Genomic DNA, 22,567 nt, shown 5'->3' with positions numbered 1-22,567 from the left:
GGTCCGCGAAGTCATCGGTGCGCGCGATTTTCCCGGATATGCGGGCCTTTCCTTGGAGCTGTCGTGAGCCTCGGGTAAAGAGTTAATAAAAAAATCTTTGCCTCCCCTGTCTCTGGTGTCACAGGCGCATCTAGGGTCCGGATGCCCGACGCGAAATCCCGTCTCCGTCGTGACCCGACGGCAGGCGGGAGGTGGGGGTCGGGCTCTGCCGAATCAGCTCGACGTCGTGGGCGCGTAAGGCACCACAGCACCCTGATCGGCGTCGCTTCGCGTCCGGGACCACCTTCCGGGCGGAAGGGGAGACCATCTTGAGTCGAGCGATACCCGGGCGCGGCGGTACGCCGCCGCGAGGCCTCCGGCGTTTCCGTGGCCCGGTGACTTTACTGTCGGCTTCCGTACTCGTGGCCGCGGGCCTTTCCACGGTGACCGGCGCCGCGTCCGTAGCCGCGCCCGTGCGTGTGGACAACACCAGGGCGGTGTGGAACCCCGGACCCGAGGACACCTATCTCAACACCGTCGAAGCCGAGTTCCCCCAGGGCACCGGCGTCGACGGCGAAGTGACCGCCGCCGACAAGGCCCGCAAGGCCAAGGAGGGGCGCGGCGCCAAGGACCGTGAGGGCAACCCGCGCGCGGCGGGGCAACTGCGCCTGCTGGAAGCCGAGGCCCAGCGCACAGGCAAGAGTCCGGAGCAACTGAAGGCCGAGAAGAGCGGTTTGGCGCCGGGTAAACAACAGAACGCCAAACTGCTGACCATTCTCGTCGAGTTCAACGAGAACGCCAACGACGACTTCTCCGGGTTCAACCGCCGCGCGAGCGTCCTGGATCCCTCCTGTGTCGTGGAACCGCCGGGCACGATCAAGAACGGCCCGCTGCACAACACGATCCCGGACCCGGCACTGGCCGGGAACGACAACAACACGCCGTGGGTCAAGGACTTCAGCCCCGAGCACTTCAACAAGATGCTCTACACCAAGCAGGGCATCACCGAGCGCATGCGCAAGGACCTGATCGGTCCCGACGGCAAGCCGGGCATCGACGTCTCCGGCTACACGATGAAGAACATGTACGAGGAGATGTCGAGCGGTAAGTACACCGTCTCCGGCACCGCCACTCCGTGGATCAAGGTCCCGCACTCCGAGGCGTGGTACGGCGCGGGTGCCTGCGGCAAGCGTCAGCAGGACATGAGCGGACACCCGAACAACCCGGGTGGCGCGGCCACGCTCGCGATCGACGCGGTCAACGAACTCGCGCGCAGCCAGCCGAACTTCCCGTGGGCCGACTACGACAAGGAGGACACCGGCGACGCCGACAACGACGGGAACACGCAGGAGCCCGACGGCGTGGTCGACCACCTGGTCCTGGTGCACTCGGGCAAGGACAAGTCCTCCGGCGGCGGCGCCGAGGGCACATACGCCATCTGGGCGCACTCCAGCGCCGTGGCGGGCGGCTACACCGTGCCCGGAAACACCGTCAAGGTCGCGAACTACATCGTGCAGCCGGAGGACTCCGGCGTGGGCGTGTTCGCCCACGAGTACGGCCACGACCTCGGTCTACCGGACCTGTACGACAACTTCAGCGGCGGCGAGTCCTCGGTCAACTTCTGGGACCTGATGGCGAGCGGCTCCCACTCGGGTCCGCTGTTCCAGTCGATGCCGGCCAACATGAGCGCGTGGTCCAAGTACACGCTCGGCTGGCTGACACCGCAGGTCCTGAAGGTGGGTGACAAACCCACCATCGCCACGCTCGGCCAGGCGGCCAAGACGCCCAAGGGCACCCAACAGGCGGTCCGGGTCAACCTGCCCGACAAGGTGTTCAGATTCTCCACGCCGCACAGCGGCACCAAGGCGTGGTATTCGAACAACGACCAGGAGTGGGCGGACGTCAAACTCGTCCGCGACCTCGCCGTCCCGGCCGGGACCGACCTGAAGTTCCAGTGGTGGAGCGACTATTCGCTGGAGGTGGACTGGGACTTCGGCTTCGTCGAGGTCTCCACCGACGGCGGCACCACGTGGAAGCAGCTGGAGGTCCGCGACGAGGCGGGCACGCTCGTGTCCACCCCGCCGGACTACCCGGACCCGAACGGCAACCTGCGCCGGTTCGGCAAGAGCACCGGGCTCACCGGCGACAGCAACGGCTGGCGCCACGACCACGTGGACCTGACCGCGTACGCCGGGCAGAACATCAAACTGCGCCTGGGCGTCGACACGGACGCCGCGACGCAGGAGAAGGGTTGGCTCGCCGACGACTTCTCGCTCACCAACGGTGGCACCACCGTATGGTCGGACGACGTCGAGCAGGGCGACAACGGCTGGACGCCCGTGGCGGGCTCGGTCGGCGCCGGCACTCGGGGCGCCGGGTGGATCCGCTCCGACGGTACCTTCAACAAGGAGCAGTACTACCTGCTCGAATGGCGCAACCTGTCCGGCTTCGACCAGGGCCTGAAGTACACCTACACGTTCGGTGAGAACGGCAAGCGCTCCAAGCTCGCCTACAACGCGCCGGGCATGCTGGTGTGGCTCCGGGACAACGAGTACCCGAACAACGGCATCCTCAACTATCTCGACCGGAGCCCGTCGTACGGCGCCAAGGGCGAGTTGTTGCTCGTCGACGCGAACCCCGAGCCGTACCGCTTCCCGCACCTGCCGTCGAACGAGGCGGCCAACGTGGAGGCCCGGGTGCAATCGGCGAACGCGGCGTTCGGCTTCAAGGACACCGCGGGATTCCAGGCCTGCCTCCGGGCCGGCGACCACTGCGCGAACTTCGCCAAGACGGAGCCGGTGCGGTTCTTCTCCGACGTGTTCGGCTACGCGCCGGGCGTCCAGGCGGGCCCGAACGGATTCGAGGGCAAGGACCGCGACGGTTCCACCGTGGTTCCGGCGCGGGCGCCGTACTCGACCAAGGTGACCAAGCCGGACGGCTCGCCGGACTTCGCGAACTACGGCAAGCCGTTCCACGATTCGGTGACCGGCAACGGCAACCCCGGGCTGGAGAAGGCATACGGCGTGACCGTGTTCCCGATCACCCCGCTGCCGCATGACACGGGCGCCGTCGTCTGGATCGCCCCCGCACGGAAGTAACCGCTCCACCCGCCCTACCCGCTCCACCCGCACGATGTCGGCCCCCACGACGCAACTCCGTTTGTGGGGGCCGACGTACGTGCGTGGCCGGCCCTGCCGATCTCGATGCGCACGGTGGGCACCTCACCGAGCTTCACGTGGCCGCCGCGGTTGCCGTGGTCGGCAACTCCGGGAGTGCGCCCGGGAAATCGGGGGCGATGCGGCCGGCGATGACCCATGCGTCGACACTGTCGCCGAGGGTGTTCGCCATGTGCGCGGCGATCAGCCGCCGGGCCTCGTCGAGTTCTTCGGGGAGCAGGGCCGCGAAGGCGTCGAGAGCGCCGAGCATGCGCAGCGGCGGCTGCGCCGTCTCGACGAAATCACGCATGGTGAGCGTGCCGTCGGCGACCGCGTCGACGTACCAGTTGTCCGCCTCGTCGATCCACTCGCTCGGCCGGTCCCGCAATGGCTCGCACAGCGGATCGCCGAGTGCGGCGCGGGCGTGGGCGGGTGAGCGCCGCCCCACACGCGCCGCCGCCTCCGGGTCCAAGTGGCAAGCAGCCAGCGAGAGTTCGTCCGGGCACCGGGGCTGGGCGGCGAGGTTGGCCAGGACGGCGCCGGGCAACTCGCCCCGCCGGTGGGCGGCGATCGCCTCCGGCCAGAACGTGTCCGGGACATGCCGGGTCGCGTTCTCGGGATTGCGGCGCATCGCGGCTTCGAGCGGTCCGGTGGCCCACTGCGACCGAAACGGTTCGGGCGGCGCGACGAGCAGTTCGAGGGCGGCCCGCGCCGCCAACTCCGGATCGGCGCACCGCAACAACAGCTCCGCCGTCGCCGGGGTGCCGGCGCCCATCCGATCCCTCCCCGATCAGTGCCGTTGCGAACGTGTCATGATCCCACCCGTCGTCGGCGAACCACGGCCGGGACCGGAACACTTCGGCACCCCCGCCGACCGACGACTCACCGACGCGGCGGGCGGAGCACGTTCCGCACGACCCGGTCGGCGGCCCGTTGTTGGGCGAGGGTCTCCTCGAAGGTCGCGTCGAGTCCGAAGTTCATCGAGACCACCGCACCCCGTCGGCCGTCCTCGGCGAAGCCGGTGGTCACGATGGAGCCCGAGTCGCCGCCGTCGTGTCCCCAATAACGCTCGTCGCCGGTGTCGGTCAGCGGACGGGAGACCAGTCCGAGGCCGTACTCGCCGCCCGGCCAGAACTTCTGCAGCGCGGCGTCGACGGGACGGGTGCTCTTCATCGCGGCCAGTTCGGCCGGGCGGAGCAGGCGTCCGCCGAGCAGTGCCCGGAAGAAGACGTCGAGATCGCGCGTGGTGGAGACGATGCCGCCCGCCGGGTAGGCGGGGATCTGGGAGGTGACGTCCACGAGTTTCCCGTGGAAGCGCTGGTATTGCAGCGCGTGCGGCAGGCGGATGTCGGGCGATGAACCGGGCCAGTAGGTGTGGTCCATGCCCAGCGGGCGGAAGATGCGCCGCTCGAACTCGGCGGCCCACGGTTGCCCGGTGACCCGTTCGATGATCAGCTCGGCGATCAGGTAGCCCGTGTTGGAATAGGCCCAGCCCTCGCCCGGCTCGAAGAGTTTCGGCATGGCGACCGCGTCCTCCACCAACTGCCGGGTGGAGTAACGCTGATACCGCAGCTTCAGGTACTCCGCCTCGGTGTTCCACGACGGGATGGCGTCGGGCAGGCCGGAGGTGTGCTGGAGCACCTGGCGGATCGTGATCGCGCGACCGGCCACCAGCCCCGGCAACCATCGTTCGATCCGGTCGTCGAGCCCCAGGCGGCCCTCGCCGACGAGTTGGAGCACCACGGTCGCGGTGAGGGCCTTGGACGTGCTGGCGATTCGGAACGCGCCGTCGGCGGGGATGTCCCGGCCGGTGCGCACATCGGCGACGCCGACTCGCGCGGAACAGGTGATCGGGCCGGCCGTCGCCCTGGCCTGGACGGCCGGGATGCCCAGGGCCGACACCGCCTCGGCGTCACGCCGCAGCCGGCGATGGTCGGGCACGCCGTGGAGCACGCCGGCGCCGGCCCGCTCGCCGGCGATCGGCGAACAGGGCGGGGACGCCGCCGCGCCCACGGCGACCGGCGCGAACAGCACGCCGGTCGCCGTGGCGCCCAGGGCCAGGGCCAGGGTCAGCGGAAGGGTGCGAAGGTGTTTTCCCATGGCCGGAAAGCTAGCCGGCGCCGGGCCGGCCGCCGATACCACCGGCTGCAGGCGTTTCGGTACAGCGGGCTGTAGTGCGGGGGGCGGACCCCTGTTCGCATACTGACCGTCATGTATGCGGCGAACGCGGTGCGTGCCTGCGCCTACCTGCTCGGCAACATGTTCGCCGCGCTCGGTGGGCTGCTCTTCCTCCCGCACCCGGGGATGGTGGGCGACTGGGCGGACCGTCGGCGATCCGCCGCGCGGCGCCGGCTCGGTGTACCGAGCGGTTCGGCGCCGACCACGCGCCGGTGGCTGGCGCTCAACGCGGCGACCGGCGTGCCGGCGGGCCTGCTCGCGCTGCTCGTGGTCGGCAACACGATCGTCGGCGTGATCGGGCTGACCGCCTGGTGGGCGTTTTCCCCTGCCGACCGGCCACGATTGTGGGTGGACGTACCGATCGACGGCTGGGGCGACGCGCTGACCCTCGGTGTCGTCCAGGTCGTCGGCCTCGGCGCCGTGGCGTGCTTCGGGCTGCCGCCGCTCGCCCGCGCCCAGGCCCGCCTTCTCGCGTCGTCGCGGGCGGAGCGGCTGGAGCTGCGCGTGGCCGCGCTGACCCGGACCCGGGCCGACGTACTCGACGCGCACGGCGCCGAACTGCGCCGGATCGAGCGGGATCTGCACGACGGCACGCAGGGCAGGCTCGTCGCGATGACGATCCACCTCGCCCTGGCCCGGCAGGCCGTGCGCGAGGATCCGGACACGGCCGAGGCGCTGATCGAACGGGCGCATGCGAGCGCCGAGGCAGCGTTGGCCGAACTGCGCGACGTGATCCGCACGATCTACCCGCCGATCCTCGCCGACCGGGGACTGTCCGGGGCGTTGACGGCGGTCGTCGCCCGGTCGGGGGTGCCCGCCCGGCTCGATGTGGGCGACCTGGGCGAGATACCCGCCGCCGTCGAGACGGTCGCCTACTTCACCGTCGTCGAGGCGCTGACCAACGCCACCAAGCACAGCGGGGCCTCCGTCGCCACCGTGACGCTCGACCGCGAGGCCGACCGCCTGCGGATCCGCGTCACCGACGACGGCACGGGCGGCGCCGACGAGACGCGCGGCACCGGACTCGCCGGAATACGTCGACGGGCGATGGCGCTCGACGGCGAGGTGACGGTGGACAGCCCGGTGGGCGGTCCCACCTCGATCATGGTGGGGTTGCCGTGCGGTTGGTGATCGCCGAGGACAACGTGCTGCTCGCGGAGGGCCTGCAACTCATCCTCGCCCGACACGGATTCGATGTCGCCCGCGTCGTCGACACGGCCGACGACCTGCTCGCGGCGGTGGCGGAGGAGGAACCGCAGGCGGCCATCGTCGACGTACGCCTGCCGCCGTCGTACCGCGACGAGGGCCTGCAAGCGGCGATCGAAGTGCGCCGTCGCCGACCGGACTTCCCCATCCTGGTGTTGTCGCAGTACATCGAGCAGACGTACGCGACCGAACTGCTGTCCACCGGCCACCACGGCGTCGGCTACCTGCTGAAGGACCGGGTCGGCCGGGTCGCGGAGTTCGTCGAGGCGCTGCGCAAGGTCGCGGCCGGCGGCCTGGCGCTGGACGCCGAGGTGATCGCCCAGGTCGTGCGCCGCCGGGACGATCCGCTGACCGTGCTGACCACCCGCGAGCGCGAAGTCCTCGGCCTGATGGCCCAGGGCCTCGACAACACGACCATGGCCGCCCGCATGCGGGTGACGGACAACGCGGTGCACAAACACATCGGCAACATCTTCGCCAAGCTCGGCCTTGCCGCCGGCGACGCCGGACACCGTCGCGTCCTCGCCGTGCTCACCTACCTGGACGCGTCGCCCCGCTGACGCCGGCGCCGCGGACCGGCCCGCGCAGCAGCGCCATCGCCGCGTTGTGGCCGGGGACGCCGCTCACGCCGCCGCCGCGCCGGGCGCCGGCCCCGCACAGCATGATGCGCTCGTGGGCCGTTTCGACACCCCACGTCCCCGATGGTTCGCCGTTCGGCGTGTACGGCCAGGACAGGTCGCGGTGGAAGATGTGCCCGGCGGGCAGCCCGAGTTCGTCCGCCAGGTCGAGCGGCGTGTGCACCTCCAGGCACGGGTCGCCGTTCGCGTCGCGCAGCAGGCAGTCCTCGATCGGCTCGGCGAGCACGTCGTCGACGGAGTCGAGCATCGCGCGCAGCGCCTTCGCCCGAGCGCCGTCGTGGTCGTCGGCGAACAGGCGCGCGGGCATGTGCAGACCGAACAGGGTCAGCGTATGCACCCCGGCGGCCCGGGGCCCCGGGCCGAGGATCGAGGGATCGGTGAGGGTGTGGCAGTACATCTCGCCGGGCGGCAACGTCGGCATCCGCCCGGCCGCGGCCTGCTCGTACGCGTCGGCGATGTGGGCGTAACCCTCGTTGACGTGGAAGGTGCCCGCGAACGCCCGGCGCGGGTCCGCGCGCGGATCACGCAGGCGCGGCAGTCGGGCGAGCACCATGTTGACCTTGAGCTGCGACCCCTCCGGCGCGGGGCCGGCGGCCGGCTCGCCCAGCAGCCGACCCAGCGTTTTTGGGGCGACGGCGGCGAGTACGTGGCCGCCCGCCACGCGATACTCCGTGTCGCCGATCGTGTAGTACACCTCGCCGTCGGGGTTCACGGCGGTCACCGTCGCGCCCGTGCGCAGGTGCGCGCCCGCCGTCCGCGCCGCGTCGGCCAGACTCGCGGTGACCGCGCCCATGCCGCCCACCGGGACGTCCCAGTCGCCCGTACCGCCGCCGATCACGTGGTAGAGGAAACACCGGTTCTGCCGCAGCGCGGGGTCGTGCATCGGCGCGAACGTGCCGATCAGCGCGTCGGTGGCGACCACGCCCCGCACCGTGTCGTCGGCGAACTCCGCCTCGATCAGGCCCGACAGGGGTTGCGCGAACACCGCGTCCCAGAGCCGCTCGTCGTCCACGAGACGGCGGAACTCGGCCTCGGAGCGCAGCGGTTCGGTGAGAGTGGGGAACACCCGCCGGGCGAGCCGGCCGGTGGCCGCGCCGAACCGCTCCCACGCGTCGGCGTCGAGCGCGCCCGCGAACCGGGTCAGTTCGGCCCGGGTGCCCGCCCGGTCCTCGGTGTCGACGAGCAGGCCGTCGGCGCCGCGCGGGGTGTACGACCCGATCCGCCGGCGCCGCGTCACCAGGGGCAGTCGCAGGTCCTCGACGATCTTTCGGGGCAGCAGACTGACCAGGTACGAGTAGCGCGACAACCGCACGTCGACCCCGGGGAACGGCCGCGCCGACACCGCCGCGCCGCCGACCTCGTCGAGCCGTTCCACCACCACGACCGAGCGTCCCGCCCGTGCCAGGTAGGCGGCGGCGACCAGGCCGTTGTGGCCGCCGCCTACCACGACGACGTCGAATCTCCCACCGTCACGCACCACATCCGCCTCCGGAATCACCCATCTCGCTCCACACGGCCACGCCACCCACAGGCAGCGTAGGTGTGTTCACCCGGGAGCGGGCCCGACACACCCGGCGCGCGATCGCGAGTGATGTGGGCGCAACGTCGACCCTGGTGGTCACCGCCGGCTCGGCCGGCGCGGCGCGGCTCGCGGACCCGGAGCACGCCACATCCGTGCGCACCGGAACCGGAGCGCCGCTGCCCGAGGAGGAGGCGCCGGCCGGGCGGTAGTGCCGGCGGCCGGGGCGGCTATCGGGTCGGGTCGTCGGGTGCGCCCAGGACCCGGTCGAGCGCGTCCCGGGCGATCCGGCGCATGGCGTCGGCGTCGTCCAGGTAGCAGCCGACGGCCAGGCCGTCGCGCAGCAGCATGAGGATGTCGGCGGTGGTCCGGGGGTGGGCGTCGCCGGCCGCGGTCAGCAGGTCGGTCAGCATCGTGCGGAACCAGGTCCGGTGGTCCTGGATCGCGCCGCGGACCGGATGCGCGAGATCCGGGAATTCGGCGGCGGCGTTGATGAACGCGCACCCCCGGAAGCCGGGTTGGCGGCCGATTTCGACGATCAGGTCGAAGAGCCGCACCAGGACCTCGCGCGGCGGCAGGTCGGCGGAGCCGGCGAGGAAGTCGTCGACGGCCCGGCGCTGCGCCTCGAACTGCTCCCTCAGATAGGCGTGGACGAGCGAGTCCTTGGCCGGGAAGTGGTGGTAGAAGGTCGCCTTCGCGACGGCCGCCTCGGCGATGATCCGGTCCACCCCCACGGCATGCACACCCTCCGCGTAGAAGAGCGCGCTCGCGGTGTCGAGCACGCGGCGGCGGGCCGGGCTCTCGCGGGGGCGATCGGGGGTCGTCGTGGGCATGCCTTGACTTTACCAGACAGGTCTGTCTACCTTCGGATCCGTCGACCGAACAGACAGATCTGTCTGCCACTACTCGGATCTGTCTGCCATCACTTGGAGAAGGCGGGACCACCATGAGCCTGTACACCGCGATCGCGACCTCGGCCGGACGCGACGCCCGGGCGGTCAGCTCCGACGGGCAACTCGACGTCAAGCTGGGCGTACAGCGCGAACTCGGCGGCGACGGCATCGGCACCAACCCCGAGCAACTGTTCGCGGCCGGCTACTCGGCCTGCTTCGCCAGCGCGATGCAGCTGGTGGCCAAGCGCCAGGGCGTGGACGCGGCCGACGCCTCGGTCACCGCCGAGGTCGACCTGAACCCGAACGGCGACGGCGGCTTCGGGCTGGGCGTGACGCTGCGCGTGGAACTGCCGGAGCACCTGTCCGCCGAGCAGGGCCGCGCCCTGATCGAGGCCACCCACCAGGTCTGCCCGTACTCCAACGCCACCCGGGGCAACATCCCGGTCGAACTCGTCGTCGAGTAGCCGAGTGCCCGAGCAGTCGGCCCCGAGGGGTCAGTCCGCCGCGTGCTCCCCGTCCCGGTCGTCGCCGGGCGGGGTGGGGCGGGCGGGGCCGCGATAGGTCAGCGTCTGGCTGTAGACGATGTTCGTGGTGGTGCTGCCGAACTGCGCGAGGCGGTCGATGATCGCCTCCAGATGCGGCATCGACGTGGCCGCCACCTTGAGCGTGTAGCAGTCCTCGCCCGTGGTGCGCAGACACTCCAGGATCTCCCGCCGCTCCTCCAGCAGGCGGTGCAGCGGGCCGTGCCGACTTCCGGGGTACTTCAAGCGCACCACGGCCAGCACGGCGAAGCCCGTCCGGGCGAGGTCGACCTCCGCCCGGTAGCCGGTGATCACGCCGACCGCCTCCAGACGCCTGACCCGCTCCGTGGTCGCGGACGCACTCAGACTGACCCGACGCCCGAGTTCGGTCAGCGGGATACGACCGTCGCGTTGCAGCTCACCCAGGATGGCCCAGTCGGTGGCGTCGAGATCCTCGGTCATTCGGCCAGACTACCGGCGGATCCACGGTGATCCGGCCGCAAGGGCACGAATTATGTCTTCAGTCCTCGGGTTGCCGCCGGATAGCCTCGATCCATGCAACTCGGTGTCAACGTCCCCAATTTCGGCCCCGGCACGGATCCGGGCATGCTGCGCGACTGGGCACAGACCGTGGAGGGGCTGGGATTCGACCTGCTGATGGTCTCCGACCACATCGCGATCACGCCCGACGTCGCGGAGCAGTATCCCGCCCCCTTCTACGAACCCTTCACCACGCTCGCCTGGCTGGCCGGCGTCACCCGGCGGGTCCGGCTGGGCACCACGGTGCTCATCGTCCCCTACCGACACCCCCTGCTCGTCGCCCGGATGGCCGCCAACCTGCACCGGTTGAGCGACGAGCGCCTGGTGCTCGGCGTGGGCGTCGGCTGGGCGCGGCAGGAGTTCGCCGCACTCGGGCTGGCGTTCGAGCGCCGAGGCCGAACCACGGACGAGCACCTCGCGGCGATTCGCGCCGCGTGGGCGGACGGCGAGGACGACTACCGCGCGGGCGGTATCCCGATCTGGGTCGGCGGCAACAGCGACGCGGGCATCCGCCGCGCGGTGCGCCTCGGCGACGCCTGGCATCCGCTGCGCCGCACCATGCCGTGGATGCACGCGGCGGTCGACCGGATGCGCGACATCGCCGAGGGGGAGGGCCGGGCGACGCCGGCGCTGGTGCCCCGGATCGCGCTGCACGTCACCGACGAGCCGCTGCCCGATGCCACGCGACTCGCCGGCGAGGGCACGATCGAGCAGGTTCTCGACGATCTGGACGGCCTGCGCGGCCTGGGCGCCGAGACCGTCGTGCTCGATCCGTTCGACGGTGACCCGAACGAGACCCGGCATCCCGGCGCCGCGTGGCGCATGCTGGCCCGGGTGGCCGAGCGACTGCGTACCCCCAACGGCGGGCGCACCCCGCCCGGGGTGCGCGCCCCTTCCGGCGAGCGCACCCCGCCCGCCGATTCCACTGAAGCGAAATGACGGAGACCCGATGACCGTGTCGGACGACGAACTCATCCACCTGCGCCGCTGCGTGGAACTGGCCGCCGAGGCCGTGGCGGCCGGCGACGAGCCGTTCGGCTCGGTCCTGGTCGCCGCGGACGGCACCGTCCTCGCCGAGGACCGCAACCGCGAGCGCAGCACCGGGGACCCGACCCGCCACCCCGAGATCGAACTGGCCCGCTGGGCGGCCGCGCACCTGACACCCCCGGAGCGGGCGGCGGCCACCGTATTCACCTCCGGGGAGCACTGCCCGATGTGCGCGGCGGCGCACGGCTGGGTGGGCCTCGGTCGCATCGTCTACGTCAGTTCGGCCGAGCAGACCGGCGAGTGGCTGGCCGAACTGGGTGTTTCGGCCTCCCCCGTACGGGCCCTGCCGATCGGGGAGGTCGTACCCGGGCTCGTGGTGGAGGGCCCGGTCCCGGCGCTGGCCGAGGAGATCCGCGCGCTGCACCGCCGCTTCCGCGGCCAGGGTTGACGGCCGGTCGGGGGGGCGGCGGGCCGCCCGCCCCCCCCCCCGCGCGGGGGGGGGGGGGGGGGGGCGGGCGTTCGGGGTGTCCCGGGCGCCAGATGCGCGGCCCGATGTCGAGGGCGAGGGCCGGGACGAGCAGGCTGCGGACAAGCAACGTGTCCAAGAGCACGCCGATGGCCACGAGCAAGCCCTGCTGCAGCGAGGTGACCGTGGGGATGACGGTGAGCGCGGCGAAGGTCGCGGCGAGCAAGAGTCCCGCCGAGGTGATCACGCCGCCGGTGACGGTGAGCGCGGTCAGCATGCCCTCGCGATGGCCGCGCAGCCGGACCTCCTCCCGGGCCCGGGTCATCAGGAAGACGGTGTAGTCGATGCCCAGCGCGACCAGGAACAGGAAGCCGAACAGCAGCAGACCACGATCGATCCGGGGATGACCGAGCGCGCGGAAGACCAGCACGGCGGCACCGACGGCGGCGGCGTACGAGAGCACCACGGACAGCAGCAACACGATCGGCGCGACCAGTGCGCGCAGCAGCACCACGAGCATGATCAGCACGATCGCCAGGACCAGCGGGATGAGCAATTTCTCCTCCCTGCCCTGCGCGTTCGAGGTGTCGAGGGCGACCGCGCTCTGCCCGCCGACGACGGCCTCGGACACCTTCCCGGGGGCATGATCGAGGGTGATCCGGATGTGGTCGACGGTGCGTCGGGCCGCGCCGGTGTCGGGGGCGTCGGCGAGGACCGCACCGATGTGCGCCCACCCACCGGCGGTCCGGTCGACGCTCGCGGCGGCGACCCCCGGGACGCTGCGGATGATCGCCGCCGCGTCGCCGCCGACGGCCGAGGGCACGTACACGTCGGCCGGCGCGGCGGACCCGGCGGCGAAGTGCCGCGCCAGGAGTTGCTGGCCGGTGACCGAGTCGACCTTCTTGGTGAACTGCTCCGCCTGGGTCTGGCCCGTGGACGTGGCGGTCGCGCCCAGTGCGAGGGCGGCCAGGACCACGGCGGTGCCGATCCAGAGCGCGCGGGGGGCACGTCCCACCAACCGGGCCACCGCCGGCCACAGTCCGCGTGCCCGCTCGGCGGCGACCGGCTCGGCCGGCGCGTCCGGGGTATACCGGGGCACGAACGGCCAGAACGCCCACCGGCCGAGGATCACGAGCAGGGCCGGGAGCAGCGAGGTCATCGCCAGCGAAACCACCGCGACGCCGACGGCCACGACCGGGCCGAGTCCCCGGGTGGAGTTCATGCTGCCGAACACCAGGCACAAAGTGGCCACGATCACGGTCAGCGCGGACGCGACGATCGCCGGCAGGCACCTGGTCAACGCCTGCACCATCGCCTCGTGCCGGTCCTCGTGCCGGCGCAACTCCTCGCGATAGCGGGCCACCAGGAGCAGTGCGTAGTCGGTGCCGACGCCGAGGACCAGCACGGTGAGGACGTACGCGCTCTGCCCGTTGACCAGCAACCCGGCGTGCCGGGCGAGCAGATACACCACCCCGTTGGCGACCTGGGCGCCCAAGGCGACCGAAAGCAGCGGGATCAGCCACAGGATCGGACTGCGGTACGTGATCAGCAGGAGCAGCGCGACCAGGCCGAGAGTGGCACCGAGCAGGGCCAGATCCAGGCCGGAGTAGACGTCGATGAAGTCGGCGATGTTGCCGGCGCGTCCGGTGATTCGTACGTCGAGCCCGGCCGGCGCGTCGGCCCGGGCCAGGTCGCGCAGCTTGTCGACGCCGTCGCCGAGCACGGCGTTGTCGTTCTTGGACGTGCGCAGCGCGACGCTCAGGAACGCGGCCCGACGGTCCTCGGCGACCACGGGCGCCGGCACGGGCGCGGCGGCGCCCTCGGCCGCGAGGGCCGCCCGGTCGCGGTCGACCTTGGCCAGGTCGGTGGCGGACAGGCCGCTCTCGCGGGCGTAGACGACCACCGCCGTGGCGACGTTCTTGTCGGCGAAGTGCTTCTCGCCGATGTCCATGGCCTTGGTCGACTGGGCGTCGGCCGGCAGCCAGGTCTGCGGGTCGTTGTCCTGGACCGAGCCGATCTTCGCGGCGAACGATCCGCCGACGGCTATCAGCAGGACCCAGATCGCCAGGACCGCCCACTTGGAGCGGCGGCCCGCGACGACCCGGGCGTAACGCGTCCATCCGGGTGTGGCGGACGGACCTGGTGAAGCGGGGGGCCGTATCGCCGCCCGGGTTGTGGCCATGTCTACCTCGTGGATGCGGTCGAAAGCGGTAGGGGAGAAGGGCGCCGGTCGACGGGTGCCGGGCGCCGGTGGTCGCACGTCGGCCGGGGCGGGACGGCGGCATGGGGGGCCGAGGGGCGGTCGCGTGCGGTCGCCGTGCCGGTGGCGGGCACCGGACCGCCCCTCGGCGGCCTTTTTTCCGAGGGTCGTCGGCGCGGGTCAGTACGAGATGGCGACCCGGGTCGCGAAGGTCTCGCGGTCGTCGACGTGGCCGAGGATGAAATCGGCCAGGTCGGCGCGCGAGAGCCGGGTCGGGCGATCCAGTGGCCGCCCCTCGTCGGGGCTGTACCGGTAGGTGCCGGTGCGCGGTCCGTTGGTGAGCATCGGGACGCGGATCACGGTCCAGTCGAGCGCGTCGGCGCGGGGGTCGGCCTCGGCCAGGTCCTGCTCCATGCGGTGCATGTCGGCATAGGCGTGCCGGTGCAGGGGCTTGACGATGAATTTGGTGACCAGGCGCTGGGCCGCCGGCACCCCGGCGCCCGAGTCGAGTGCGCCGGAGGAGAGGCAGACCAGGCGCCGGACACCCGCGGCGGTCATCGAGCGGCGCAGATTGGCCGTGCCCCGCGAGTAGATCGTGGTGGGCGCGCGGGTGGTGGCGCCGAGCGCGCTGAGCACGGCGGTGTGGCCCGGGACCACCGCGTCGATCGTGTCCGGGTCCAGCGCGTCCCCGGCGACCACGTGCAGGTGTTCGTGTCGGGTGGTGACGCGTCGCGGATCGCGGGCGAGGGCGGTGACGCGGTGGCCGGCGACCAGGGCCTGCGCGACGAGCCGCATGCCCGTGCCGCCGGCGGCGCCCACGACGAGCAGGTTCACGGCGCGGTCGGGTTCGTCTGCGGCCGGCCGGCGGGGCGACGGAAGGGCGGCGCGCCCGCGAGCTTGCCGCCGTCGATCGGCAGGGTGGCGCCGGTGATGAACGAGGACTCGTCGGAGCACAACCACACCACGGCCGCGGCGACTTCGTCGGGCAGACCGATCCGGCGCATCGGCATGGCCTGGGCGGCGGCCTGTCGGGCCTGCTCCCCGGCGGCCTCCAGCTGCTCGGTGTGGATCGGGCCGGGCGCGAGCGCGTTGATCCGGATGCCGGCGTCGGCGTAGTCGAGCGCGGCGGTGCGGGTGAGCCCGATCAGGCCGAACTTGCTGGACACGTACCCGGCCAGACCGCCGACCGCCTGGAGGCCGGCGGTGGAGGACATGTTGACGATGGCGCCGCCGTTGCCGCTCGCGAGCATGGCGGGGATCTCGTACTTCAGGGCCAGGAAGACGCCGCGCAGGTTGACGGCGAAGGCGCTGTCGAAGGCGGCCACGTCGACGTCGGCGAGCGGGGTGGGCGGGTGGCCGCCGCCGGCGGCGTTGTTGACCGCGGCGTCCAGCCGGCCGAAGCGGTCGACGGTGGTGGCGACCAGTCGCTCGACGGCGCCGGGGTCGGTGACGTCGGTCGGCACGGCGAGCGCCCGGCCGTGGGCCGCGTCGAGTTCGTCGGCCAGCGCGGTCAGCGCGTCCGCGTCACGGGCGGCGAGCACGACGCGCGCACCGGCATGGTGCAGGGCTCGGGCGGTGGCGGCGCCGATGCCGCGACTCGCACCGGTCACGATCGCGACGCGGTCGGCGAGAGGTTGGTGAAGGGTGGACATGGTGCACTCCCGAATCGAGGTGGCGCAAAGTGTGGAGGGTGCGAATCCCGCGTATCGGGACGCCCGGGCAGGCCGGGGTATCCGCGATCCGCGAGGTCGCGTAGAATTCAATGGACAGACAGTAAATCCAAAATTGGGAAAGGGGCAAGCCGCGTGAGTCCGCGCGTGTACAAGTCCGACAAACGCCAGGCCGCAGCCGAGGACACCCGACTGCGCATCCTGACCGCCGCCCGCTCGCTGCTCGCGGCCGCCAAGCCCACCCAGATCACCCTCGACGCCATCGCCAAGGCGGCGGACGTGTCCCGCCAGACCGTCTACAACGCCTTCGGCACCAAGGCCGGCCTGCTCGAAGCCCTCTTCGACGGGCTGGCCACGCGCGCGGGCGTCGACCTGTCCGAGGCGTTCGCCGCGCCCGACGTGCACGCGGCGCTGCGCCGGTTCACCGAGACCTTCTGTCGTTTCTGGGCCGCCGACCCGGTGGTGATCCGCAGGCTGCGCGGCATGGCGGTGCTGGATGCCGATCTCGACCGACTGCTGCGCGAGCGCGACGACATGCGCCGCACCGCGCTCGGCTCGCTCCTGGCGGCCCGGGGGGTGGAGGCCGGGTCCGAGACGATCGACGTCGTCTGGCAACTCACCGGCTTCGAGATGTACGACGGCCTGGCCCGCCGCGACCCCGAGCGCGACCCGGCCGGCCCGATCGCCGACGCCGTCACGGCCGTATACGCGGCCGCGCGGGACTGACCGGGAGGCCGCGCCGAGCCGGCCGCCGGGTGACCCGGGTAATGGCCGGCCGGAGCCCGAGGGGTACTCGAGTCCTGGGTCTCGTGGACGACGCGGGCGGCGCGGTGGGTTGCCTAGCGTCGATGCATGAAATCACAACGTTTGTCCCTTGCCTACGGCCCGGCGGCCGTCTCCGTGACGCCCCCGGCCCCCGCTCCGTTGCGCGGTGATCCCGCCCTGGCGCTGGCGGCCTACGCCTTTCCGCTGCGCAGCACCGTCCCCGGCGGGCCCGACACGGATCTGGCGGCGTTCGGCACGATGCTCCAGGGCGTGGAGGTGGTCGGCGCGGGAGCGGCCACCCACGGCTCGGGCGAGTTCGGCACGGTCAAGCATCGGTTGTTCCGACATCTCGTCGACCACCACGGCTTCCGCGGCCTCGTGCTCGGGATCCATCCGCGCGCCGGAGCGCGTCTGGACGCGTGGGTGCGGCACGGCACCGGCCACCTCAAAACGATCATGGACGAGGAGTTCCGCGCCGACGACAGCCCATGGAACACCCTGGAGACGCTCGACGTGTTCCGCTGGATGCGGCTGTGGAACGTGCGCGGTGCGCCGGGCGCGGTACGGGTGCTCGGGATCGGGAGCGAACTCTCGCACGCCGACCGGGCCGAGGCCGCGGCCGAGGGGGTGATCCGGTGGCAACGCCGGATCGGCGCCGGGGTGTTCGTGTGCGCGCACAACACCGAGGTCGCCGCGGGAAGCGGGGTGGGGGACGAACCGCCGAACGCGGGGCGGGCGTTGCGCGAACGGCTCGGCGGTCGGTACGCCGGCGTCGGATTCACCTTCGGCCAGGGCTCGTTCGGCGCGATCGACACCACCGCCCCGGGGCGGCCCCGGCGCCGCTTCGACCTCGGACCCACCGGGCCGGGCGCCGCCGAGTTCGTCCTCGGACAGGTGTGTCGACGCGACTGGTATCTGGACACCCGCACGGTCGCCCCCGGGCTCGCCCGTGACTGGTTGGCCGACGCCCACCCCACCCGCGGCGTCGGCGTCGTGTGGCCGTGCGACGAGTACACGAACACCCGCCTGCACCCGACCTACGACATCCTCGTCCACCTGCACCACGTGGGCGCCGCACACCACCGCTGAAGCGCACCGACGCGGCCCCGCCCGGTCAGCGCCGGGCGGCCTCCGCGGCGCCGAAGCGTTCCGTGAACGCCGTCCGGTCGGGCGAGTCGGGGGAGGGGTCGTGGATGGCGAAGACGACGTGTTCGAAGGCCGTCGCGAAGGGGCCGTCGGGGGCGAGGTGGTCGTGGAACGCGCCGGCGACCTCGCGCGGGTCGTTGCGGAACACCCCGCATCCCCAGGCGCCCAGAACCAGGCGGCGGGCGCCGTGATGCCGGGCCACCGCCAGAACGCGGCCCGCGCGGCGGCGAAGGGTCTCCCGGACGCGGCCGTGCGCGGCGGGGTCGCGTTGCAGGGTCTCGCCGGCGTTGGGGGCGGCGCAGGTCAGGAACGACACCGGGAACGGCTCGTCGAGGAGGCGACCGTGCTCGTCGCGGTGCACCGGGACGGCGGGGGACCAGATGACCCGGTCGCTGTAGAGGAGATCGGGTCCGGCTCGGTGGGCGGCGTAGTAGTCGGGGGCCCGCAACAGGCACGGATACAGCAGGCTGTTGCGGCACAGGTCCTCCTCCTGGGCCCGGGCACCGCGCAGATAGCCGCCGCCCGGGTTGCGCGCGGAGGCGAAGTTGAGCACCGCGATCGTGCCCGAGCCCGACCCGGACAGGCGCCGCGCGGCCTGGAGGCTGCTCTCGCCGGTCACCCGGACCCGCGTCGACGGCCCGGTGCCGACCGGGTGCGGGGCGAGCGGCTCGTCCGGGGGATGGCCGACGGTGCCGGACATCGCCGCGTGCAGCGCGGGCCCCACCCGGACCGTGCCGTAAGGGGTCGAGTATTCGCCCGTGGCGACGATCCGGGCGTTCACGGCAGCGATGTCCCGCAATCTGCTGTTCACAGGCTCGTACGCTAGAGGTTTGCCACGCGAGGGCCCAATTACTCTCGGCACGCGGCGCGTCGCTCGGCCGGTGATCGAATCGATCAGGAATGAAGAAGCACGGTCGCGGAGCCGGCGGCTAGCGTGATCGCCACACACCGCCGACCCGCCGGCGCCGACCCACCGAAAGCGCCCGACCGCGAGCACAGGAGTCAGGATGAGCAAGGCCCCGAGGACGAATCCGCGGTCGCCCGCGCCGCACGCCGCCGACACCCACGATCTGATCCGCGTGCACGGCGCCCGGGTGAACAACCTCAAGGACATCGACGTCGAGATCCCCAAGCGTCGGTTGACCGTCTTCACCGGCGTGTCCGGCTCGGGCAAGAGTTCGCTCGTCTTCGGCACGATCGCCGCGGAGTCGCAGCGGCTGATCAACGAGACCTACAGCACCTTCGTCCAGGGCTTCATGCCGACCCTGGCCCGGCCGGAGGTGGACGTCCTCGAAGGGCTGACCACCGCGATCCTGGTCGACCAGCAGCGCATGGGCTCCGACCCGCGCTCCACGGTCGGCACCGCCACCGACGCCAACGCGATGTTGCGCATCCTGTTCAGCCGACTCGGCAAGCCGCACATCGGCCCGCCCAGCGCGTACGCGTTCAACGTGCCCTCGGTCCGGGCGAGCGGCGCGATCACCGTCGAGCGCGGTACCAAGAAGGCGGTGAAGGCGTCCTTCCAGCGCACCGGCGGCATGTGTCCCGGCTGCGAGGGCCGGGGCACCGTCTCCGACATCGACCTCACTCAGCTCTACGACGACTCCAAGTCGCTCAACGAGGGCGCGCTCACCGTCCCCGGCTACAGCATGGAGGGCTGGTACGGCCGGATCTTCGGCGGCTGCGGCTTCTTCGACCCGGACAAACCGATCCGCAAGTTCACCAAGAAGGAGCTGCACGACCTCCTGTACAGGGAGCCGACCAAGATCAAGGTCGACGGGATCAACCTGACCTACGAGGGGCTCATCCCGAAGATCCGCAAGTCGATGCTGGCCAAGGACATCGACGCGCTCCAGCCGCACATCCGGGCGTTCGTCGAGCGGGCGATGACGTTCGGGACCTGCCCCGAGTGCGGCGGTACCCGGCTGAGCGAGGGGGCCAGGTCGTCGCGGATCAAGCGGGTGAGCATCGCCGACGCGTGCGCGATGCAGATCAGCGATCTGGCGGAGTGGATCCGAGGCATCGACGAGCCGTCGGTGGCGCCGCTGCTCGCCAACCTCGGGCACTCCCTCGACTCGTTCGTCGAGATCGGCCTCGGCTACCTCTCGCTCGACCGGGCGTCGGGCACGCTCTCCGGCGGCGAGGCGCAGCGGGTCAAGATGATCCGCCACCTCGGCTCCGCGCTCACCGACACCACGTACGTCTTCGACGAGCCCACCATCGGCCTGCACCCGCACGACATCCGGCGGATGAACGACCTGCTGCTGCGTCTGCGGGACAAGGGCAACACGGTGCTCGTGGTGGAGCACAAGCCGGAGACGATCGGGATCGCCGACCATGTGATCGACCTCGGCCCGGGCGCCGGTTCGGCGGGCGGCACGGTCTGCTTCGAGGGCACCGTGGACGAGTTGCGCAAGAGCGACACCGTCACCGGCCGGCACTTCGACGACCGGGCCAGGCTCAAGGAGCGGGTACGCAAGCCCACCGGCGCGCTGGAGATCCGCGGCGCGGCCACGCACAACCTGCGCGACGTCGACGTGGATGTGCCGCTCGGGGTGCTCACGGTGGTCACCGGGGTCGCGGGCTCCGGGAAGAGTTCGCTCGTGTACGGCTCGCTGGTGGGCGGCTCGCAGGCCGCCGGCGAGGGTGTCGTGTCGGTGGACCAGGCGCCGATCCGGGGTTCGCGGCGCAGCAATCCGGCGACGTACACCGGGCTGCTCGACCCGATTCGCAAGGCGTTCGCGAAGGCGAACGGGGTGAAGCCGGCCCTGTTCAGCGCCAACTCCGAGGGGGCCTGTCCCACCTGCAACGGGGTCGGCGTGGTCTACACCGACCTGGCGATGATGGCCTCCGTGGCGAGTGTGTGCGAGGAGTGCGAGGGCCGGCGGTTCGACGCCTCGGTGCTGGAATACCACCTCGGCGGGCGCGACATCAGCGAGGTGCTGGCGATGTCGGTGAACGAGGCTCGAGAGTTCTTCGGCGCGGGCCAGGCGCATACGCCGGCCGCGCACACCATCCTCGGGCGGCTCGCCGACGTCGGGCTCGGCTACCTCGGTCTGGGGCAGCCGCTGACCACGCTGTCCGGCGGCGAGCGGCAGCGGCTCAAGCTGGCCACGCACATGGGCGACAAGGGCGGGGTGTACGTCCTGGACGAGCCGACCACGGGACTGCACCTCGCCGACGTCGAGCAACTGCTCGGGCTGCTGGACCGGTTGGTCGACGCGGGCAAGTCGGTGATCGTGATCGAGCACCACCAGGCGGTGATGGCGCACGCCGACTGGATCATCGACCTCGGGCCCGGGGCGGGGCACGACGGCGGGCGGGTGGTGTTCGAGGGCACGCCGGCGGATCTGGTCGCGGCCCGGTCGACGCTGACCGCCGAGCACCTGGCGGACTATGTGGGGGGCTGAGGGGGCGGTGGGTCGGTGCGTCCCGGCTCGGCGGTGTGTTCCCCCGGGCAACTCCCGTGCCTGGAGCCCCCATGATGCCTCCGAGTAGCGGTCACAATCTGACCGCTACCGATGTGAGGCTGGGGATATGGACGCGAGGAGAGGCGAGGGATCTGTCGTGATCGTGGGCGGGGAAACGAAGGGGGGTCGGTTGCGATGACCGTTCTCGACGCGCGGGCGCTCAACCGGGCGACCCTGGCACGGCAGTTGTTGCTCGATCGGATGGACATGGCGCCGGCGGCGGCCGTCGCGCACGTCGGCGGTCTCCAGGCGCAGGAACCGCAGGAGCCGTTCATCGGGCTCTGGTCGCGGTTGCGCGCGTTCGACCCGGCGACGCTGTCCGACCTGGTGACCGGACGCGACGTGGTGCGCACCCACCTGATGCGCCGCACCGTGCACCTGGTCACCGCCGCCGACGCACTGGCCTGGCGGACCCGTCACAACGCGATGTTGCGGCAGCGGGTGATGGGCGTGTACCGCCGTGAGCTGGAGGGGATCGATCTCGACGAACTGGCCGCGCAGGGCCGGAAGGTGATGGCCGACGGGCTGCCGCGCTCGATGTCGGAGTTCGCCCGGGCGCTCGCCGATCGTTGGCCCGACGTGTCGCCGAAGGCGCTGGGGGAGATGCTGATCGCGCTCGTCCCGGTGGTGCAGCTCCCGCCGCGCGGGGTGTGGCGGACCCGGGCGGGTGTGCGCAACGCGCTCGTCTCCTCGTGGCTGGGGCGCGAGGTCGACCCGCCGGCCCCGGGGGACGCGGATCCGGTCGGCGAGGCGTTGGTACGGCGCTATCTGGCCGCGTTCGGCCCCGCCTCCTCGGCCGACCTGCGCGCCTGGTGCGGCCTCGCGGGTCTGCCGCGCGCGGTTGCCGCGGTGCGCCCGGAACTGGTCTCGTTCCGGGACGAGCGGGGGCGCGAACTGCTGGACCTGCCCGACGCGCCGCGCCCCGACCCCGACACCCCCGCCCCGGTGCGCTTCCTCCCCGCCTTCGACAACGCGCTCCTGGGCTACGACGACCGCACCCGCGTCGTCGACGACGCACACCGGGGCCTGTCGGTCGCCGGCGTGCGCGTGGTCCTGCTCGACGGCCGGGTCGGCGCGACGTGGAGCGTCGAGGGCGGGGCGGTGACGGTCACCCCGCTGGGGTCGTTGTCCCGGGCCGAACACGCCGCCGTGGGCGAGGAGGGGCAGGCGTTGGCGTCGTTCCTGTCCGACGGCGAGAACGACCGGGTGCGGATCGGGTAGGCCGCCATGTGGT

19 protein-coding genes and 1 pseudogene are annotated in these 22,567 nt (G+C 72.0%); 11 read left to right on the top strand and 9 right to left on the bottom strand.

Going from position 1 to position 22,567, the window contains the following annotated elements; translation table 11 throughout:
- Nucleotides 1-374: 374 nt before the first annotated feature.
- On the top strand, nucleotides 375-3,077 hold the full coding sequence (locus ACH4XV_RS32620; RefSeq protein ID WP_395795920.1) for an immune inhibitor A domain-containing protein: 2,703 nt from the start codon (nucleotides 375-377) through the stop codon (nucleotides 3,075-3,077).
- Between the two features lie 133 nt (nucleotides 3,078-3,210).
- Here the strand turns inward: ACH4XV_RS32620 and ACH4XV_RS32615 are convergent, their stop codons facing one another.
- Both ACH4XV_RS32615 and ACH4XV_RS32610 read right to left on the bottom strand, forming a co-directional pair.
- Nucleotides 3,211-3,909 carry a hypothetical protein gene (locus ACH4XV_RS32615; protein ID WP_395795919.1) on the bottom strand — a complete coding sequence of 233 codons (699 nt, stop codon included), beginning with the start codon at nucleotides 3,907-3,909 and terminating at the stop codon, nucleotides 3,211-3,213.
- 107 nt (nucleotides 3,910-4,016) lie between these two features.
- Entirely contained in the window at nucleotides 4,017-5,234 is a 1,218-nt protein-coding gene (locus ACH4XV_RS32610) for a serine hydrolase domain-containing protein (protein WP_395795918.1), read from the bottom strand.
- Between the two features lie 111 nt (nucleotides 5,235-5,345).
- On the opposite strand from ACH4XV_RS32610, the gene ACH4XV_RS32605 reads away from it, so the two are divergent.
- Complete coding sequence (locus ACH4XV_RS32605; RefSeq protein WP_395795917.1) at nucleotides 5,346-6,443, top strand: sensor histidine kinase; 1,098 nt, start codon at nucleotides 5,346-5,348, stop codon at nucleotides 6,441-6,443.
- Complete coding sequence (locus ACH4XV_RS32600) at nucleotides 6,431-7,078, top strand: response regulator (RefSeq protein WP_395795916.1); 648 nt, start codon at nucleotides 6,431-6,433, stop codon at nucleotides 7,076-7,078. Before ACH4XV_RS32605 ends, ACH4XV_RS32600 begins: the two co-directional genes overlap by 13 nt.
- On the opposite strand, the gene ACH4XV_RS32595 is transcribed toward ACH4XV_RS32600, so the two are convergent.
- Complete coding sequence (locus ACH4XV_RS32595; RefSeq protein ID WP_395795915.1) at nucleotides 7,050-8,654, bottom strand: phytoene desaturase family protein; 1,605 nt, start codon at nucleotides 8,652-8,654, stop codon at nucleotides 7,050-7,052. The two genes, ACH4XV_RS32600 and ACH4XV_RS32595, sit on opposite strands and share 29 nt — an antisense overlap.
- A gap of 95 nt (nucleotides 8,655-8,749) precedes the next feature.
- Between ACH4XV_RS32595 and ACH4XV_RS32590 the strand changes: the two genes are divergently transcribed.
- Nucleotides 8,750-8,887: a hypothetical protein gene (locus ACH4XV_RS32590; protein ID WP_395795914.1), complete on the top strand. Its 138-nt coding sequence runs from the start codon at nucleotides 8,750-8,752 to the stop codon at nucleotides 8,885-8,887.
- Between the two features lie 18 nt (nucleotides 8,888-8,905).
- Here ACH4XV_RS32590 and ACH4XV_RS32585 read toward each other — a convergent pair whose 3' ends face one another.
- On the bottom strand, nucleotides 8,906-9,508 hold the full coding sequence (locus ACH4XV_RS32585) for a TetR/AcrR family transcriptional regulator (RefSeq protein WP_395795913.1): 603 nt from the start codon (nucleotides 9,506-9,508) through the stop codon (nucleotides 8,906-8,908).
- 113 nt (nucleotides 9,509-9,621) lie between these two features.
- On the opposite strand from ACH4XV_RS32585, the gene ACH4XV_RS32580 reads away from it, so the two are divergent.
- Nucleotides 9,622-10,032, top strand: coding sequence for an organic hydroperoxide resistance protein (locus ACH4XV_RS32580; RefSeq protein WP_395795912.1), 411 nt, complete (start codon nucleotides 9,622-9,624; stop codon nucleotides 10,030-10,032).
- Between the two features lie 30 nt (nucleotides 10,033-10,062).
- Here ACH4XV_RS32580 and ACH4XV_RS32575 read toward each other — a convergent pair whose 3' ends face one another.
- A complete protein-coding gene (locus ACH4XV_RS32575; protein ID WP_395795911.1) occupies nucleotides 10,063-10,551 on the bottom strand; it encodes an Lrp/AsnC family transcriptional regulator in 489 nt (162 codons plus the stop codon).
- 93 nt (nucleotides 10,552-10,644) lie between these two features.
- On the opposite strand from ACH4XV_RS32575, the gene ACH4XV_RS32570 reads away from it, so the two are divergent.
- Complete coding sequence (locus tag ACH4XV_RS32570; RefSeq protein ID WP_395795910.1) at nucleotides 10,645-11,568, top strand: LLM class flavin-dependent oxidoreductase; 924 nt, start codon at nucleotides 10,645-10,647, stop codon at nucleotides 11,566-11,568.
- 10 nt (nucleotides 11,569-11,578) lie between these two features.
- Nucleotides 11,579-12,064 (top strand): nucleoside deaminase, encoded by a 486-nt coding sequence (locus ACH4XV_RS32565; protein ID WP_395795909.1) that lies wholly within the window; start codon nucleotides 11,579-11,581, stop codon nucleotides 12,062-12,064.
- Between the two features lie 97 nt (nucleotides 12,065-12,161).
- Here the strand turns inward: ACH4XV_RS32565 and ACH4XV_RS32560 are convergent.
- The 3 genes and pseudogenes from ACH4XV_RS32560 to ACH4XV_RS32550 form a co-directional block, all read right to left on the bottom strand.
- A pseudogene (locus tag ACH4XV_RS32560) lies at nucleotides 12,162-14,264 on the bottom strand (MMPL family transporter); the annotation flags it as partial.
- A gap of 198 nt (nucleotides 14,265-14,462) precedes the next feature.
- Entirely contained in the window at nucleotides 14,463-15,116 is a 654-nt protein-coding gene (locus ACH4XV_RS32555; RefSeq protein ID WP_395795908.1) for an NAD(P)-dependent oxidoreductase, read from the bottom strand.
- Complete coding sequence (locus tag ACH4XV_RS32550) at nucleotides 15,113-15,934, bottom strand: SDR family NAD(P)-dependent oxidoreductase (RefSeq protein ID WP_395795907.1); 822 nt, start codon at nucleotides 15,932-15,934, stop codon at nucleotides 15,113-15,115. Before ACH4XV_RS32550 ends, ACH4XV_RS32555 begins: the two co-directional genes overlap by 4 nt.
- A gap of 153 nt (nucleotides 15,935-16,087) precedes the next feature.
- On the opposite strand from ACH4XV_RS32550, the gene ACH4XV_RS32545 reads away from it, so the two are divergent.
- Both ACH4XV_RS32545 and ACH4XV_RS32540 read left to right on the top strand, forming a co-directional pair.
- Complete coding sequence (locus tag ACH4XV_RS32545; RefSeq protein WP_395795906.1) at nucleotides 16,088-16,678, top strand: TetR/AcrR family transcriptional regulator; 591 nt, start codon at nucleotides 16,088-16,090, stop codon at nucleotides 16,676-16,678.
- Nucleotides 16,679-16,804: 126 nt separating this feature from the next.
- On the top strand, nucleotides 16,805-17,806 hold the full coding sequence (locus ACH4XV_RS32540) for an erythromycin esterase family protein (protein ID WP_395795905.1): 1,002 nt from the start codon (nucleotides 16,805-16,807) through the stop codon (nucleotides 17,804-17,806).
- A 25-nt stretch (nucleotides 17,807-17,831) separates the two neighbouring features.
- Here the strand turns inward: ACH4XV_RS32540 and ACH4XV_RS32535 are convergent, their stop codons facing one another.
- Nucleotides 17,832-18,674: a TIGR02452 family protein gene (locus ACH4XV_RS32535; RefSeq protein ID WP_395795904.1), complete on the bottom strand. Its 843-nt coding sequence runs from the start codon at nucleotides 18,672-18,674 to the stop codon at nucleotides 17,832-17,834.
- 196 nt (nucleotides 18,675-18,870) lie between these two features.
- Between ACH4XV_RS32535 and ACH4XV_RS32530 the strand changes: the two genes are divergently transcribed.
- Together ACH4XV_RS32530 and ACH4XV_RS32525 are read left to right on the top strand one after the other, a co-directional pair.
- Nucleotides 18,871-21,273, top strand: a complete 2,403-nt coding sequence (locus ACH4XV_RS32530) for an ATP-binding cassette domain-containing protein (protein WP_395795903.1) — start codon at nucleotides 18,871-18,873, stop codon at nucleotides 21,271-21,273.
- Between the two features lie 195 nt (nucleotides 21,274-21,468).
- Nucleotides 21,469-22,554 carry a winged helix DNA-binding domain-containing protein gene (locus ACH4XV_RS32525; protein WP_395795902.1) on the top strand — a complete coding sequence of 362 codons (1,086 nt, stop codon included), beginning with the start codon at nucleotides 21,469-21,471 and terminating at the stop codon, nucleotides 22,552-22,554.
- Nucleotides 22,555-22,567: the final 13 nt, after the last annotated feature.

The organism is Embleya sp. NPDC020630 (assembly GCF_044334985.1).
Classification (GTDB): Bacteria; Actinomycetota; Actinomycetes; order Streptomycetales; family Streptomycetaceae; genus Embleya.
This window is presented reverse-complemented; position numbering and strand designations above follow the sequence as displayed.

Coding starts and splice junctions, on each gene's coding strand:
- ACH4XV_RS32610 (WP_395795918.1), bottom strand. CDS start 5,234: ATGGGAAAACACCTTCGCACCCTTCCGCTGACCCTGGCCCTGGCCCTG.
- ACH4XV_RS32550 (WP_395795907.1), bottom strand. CDS start 15,934: ATGTCCACCCTTCACCAACCTCTCGCCGACCGCGTCGCGATCGTGACC.
- ACH4XV_RS32615 (WP_395795919.1), bottom strand. CDS start 3,909: ATGGGCGCCGGCACCCCGGCGACGGCGGAGCTGTTGTTGCGGTGCGCC.
- ACH4XV_RS32570 (WP_395795910.1), top strand. CDS start 10,645: ATGCAACTCGGTGTCAACGTCCCCAATTTCGGCCCCGGCACGGATCCG.
- ACH4XV_RS32540 (WP_395795905.1), top strand. CDS start 16,805: ATGAAATCACAACGTTTGTCCCTTGCCTACGGCCCGGCGGCCGTCTCC.
- ACH4XV_RS32580 (WP_395795912.1), top strand. CDS start 9,622: ATGAGCCTGTACACCGCGATCGCGACCTCGGCCGGACGCGACGCCCGG.
- ACH4XV_RS32525 (WP_395795902.1), top strand. CDS start 21,469: ATGACCGTTCTCGACGCGCGGGCGCTCAACCGGGCGACCCTGGCACGG.
- ACH4XV_RS32575 (WP_395795911.1), bottom strand. CDS start 10,551: ATGACCGAGGATCTCGACGCCACCGACTGGGCCATCCTGGGTGAGCTG.
- ACH4XV_RS32565 (WP_395795909.1), top strand. CDS start 11,579: ATGACCGTGTCGGACGACGAACTCATCCACCTGCGCCGCTGCGTGGAA.
- ACH4XV_RS32585 (WP_395795913.1), bottom strand. CDS start 9,508: ATGCCCACGACGACCCCCGATCGCCCCCGCGAGAGCCCGGCCCGCCGC.
- ACH4XV_RS32530 (WP_395795903.1), top strand. CDS start 18,871: ATGAGCAAGGCCCCGAGGACGAATCCGCGGTCGCCCGCGCCGCACGCC.
- ACH4XV_RS32605 (WP_395795917.1), top strand. CDS start 5,346: ATGTATGCGGCGAACGCGGTGCGTGCCTGCGCCTACCTGCTCGGCAAC.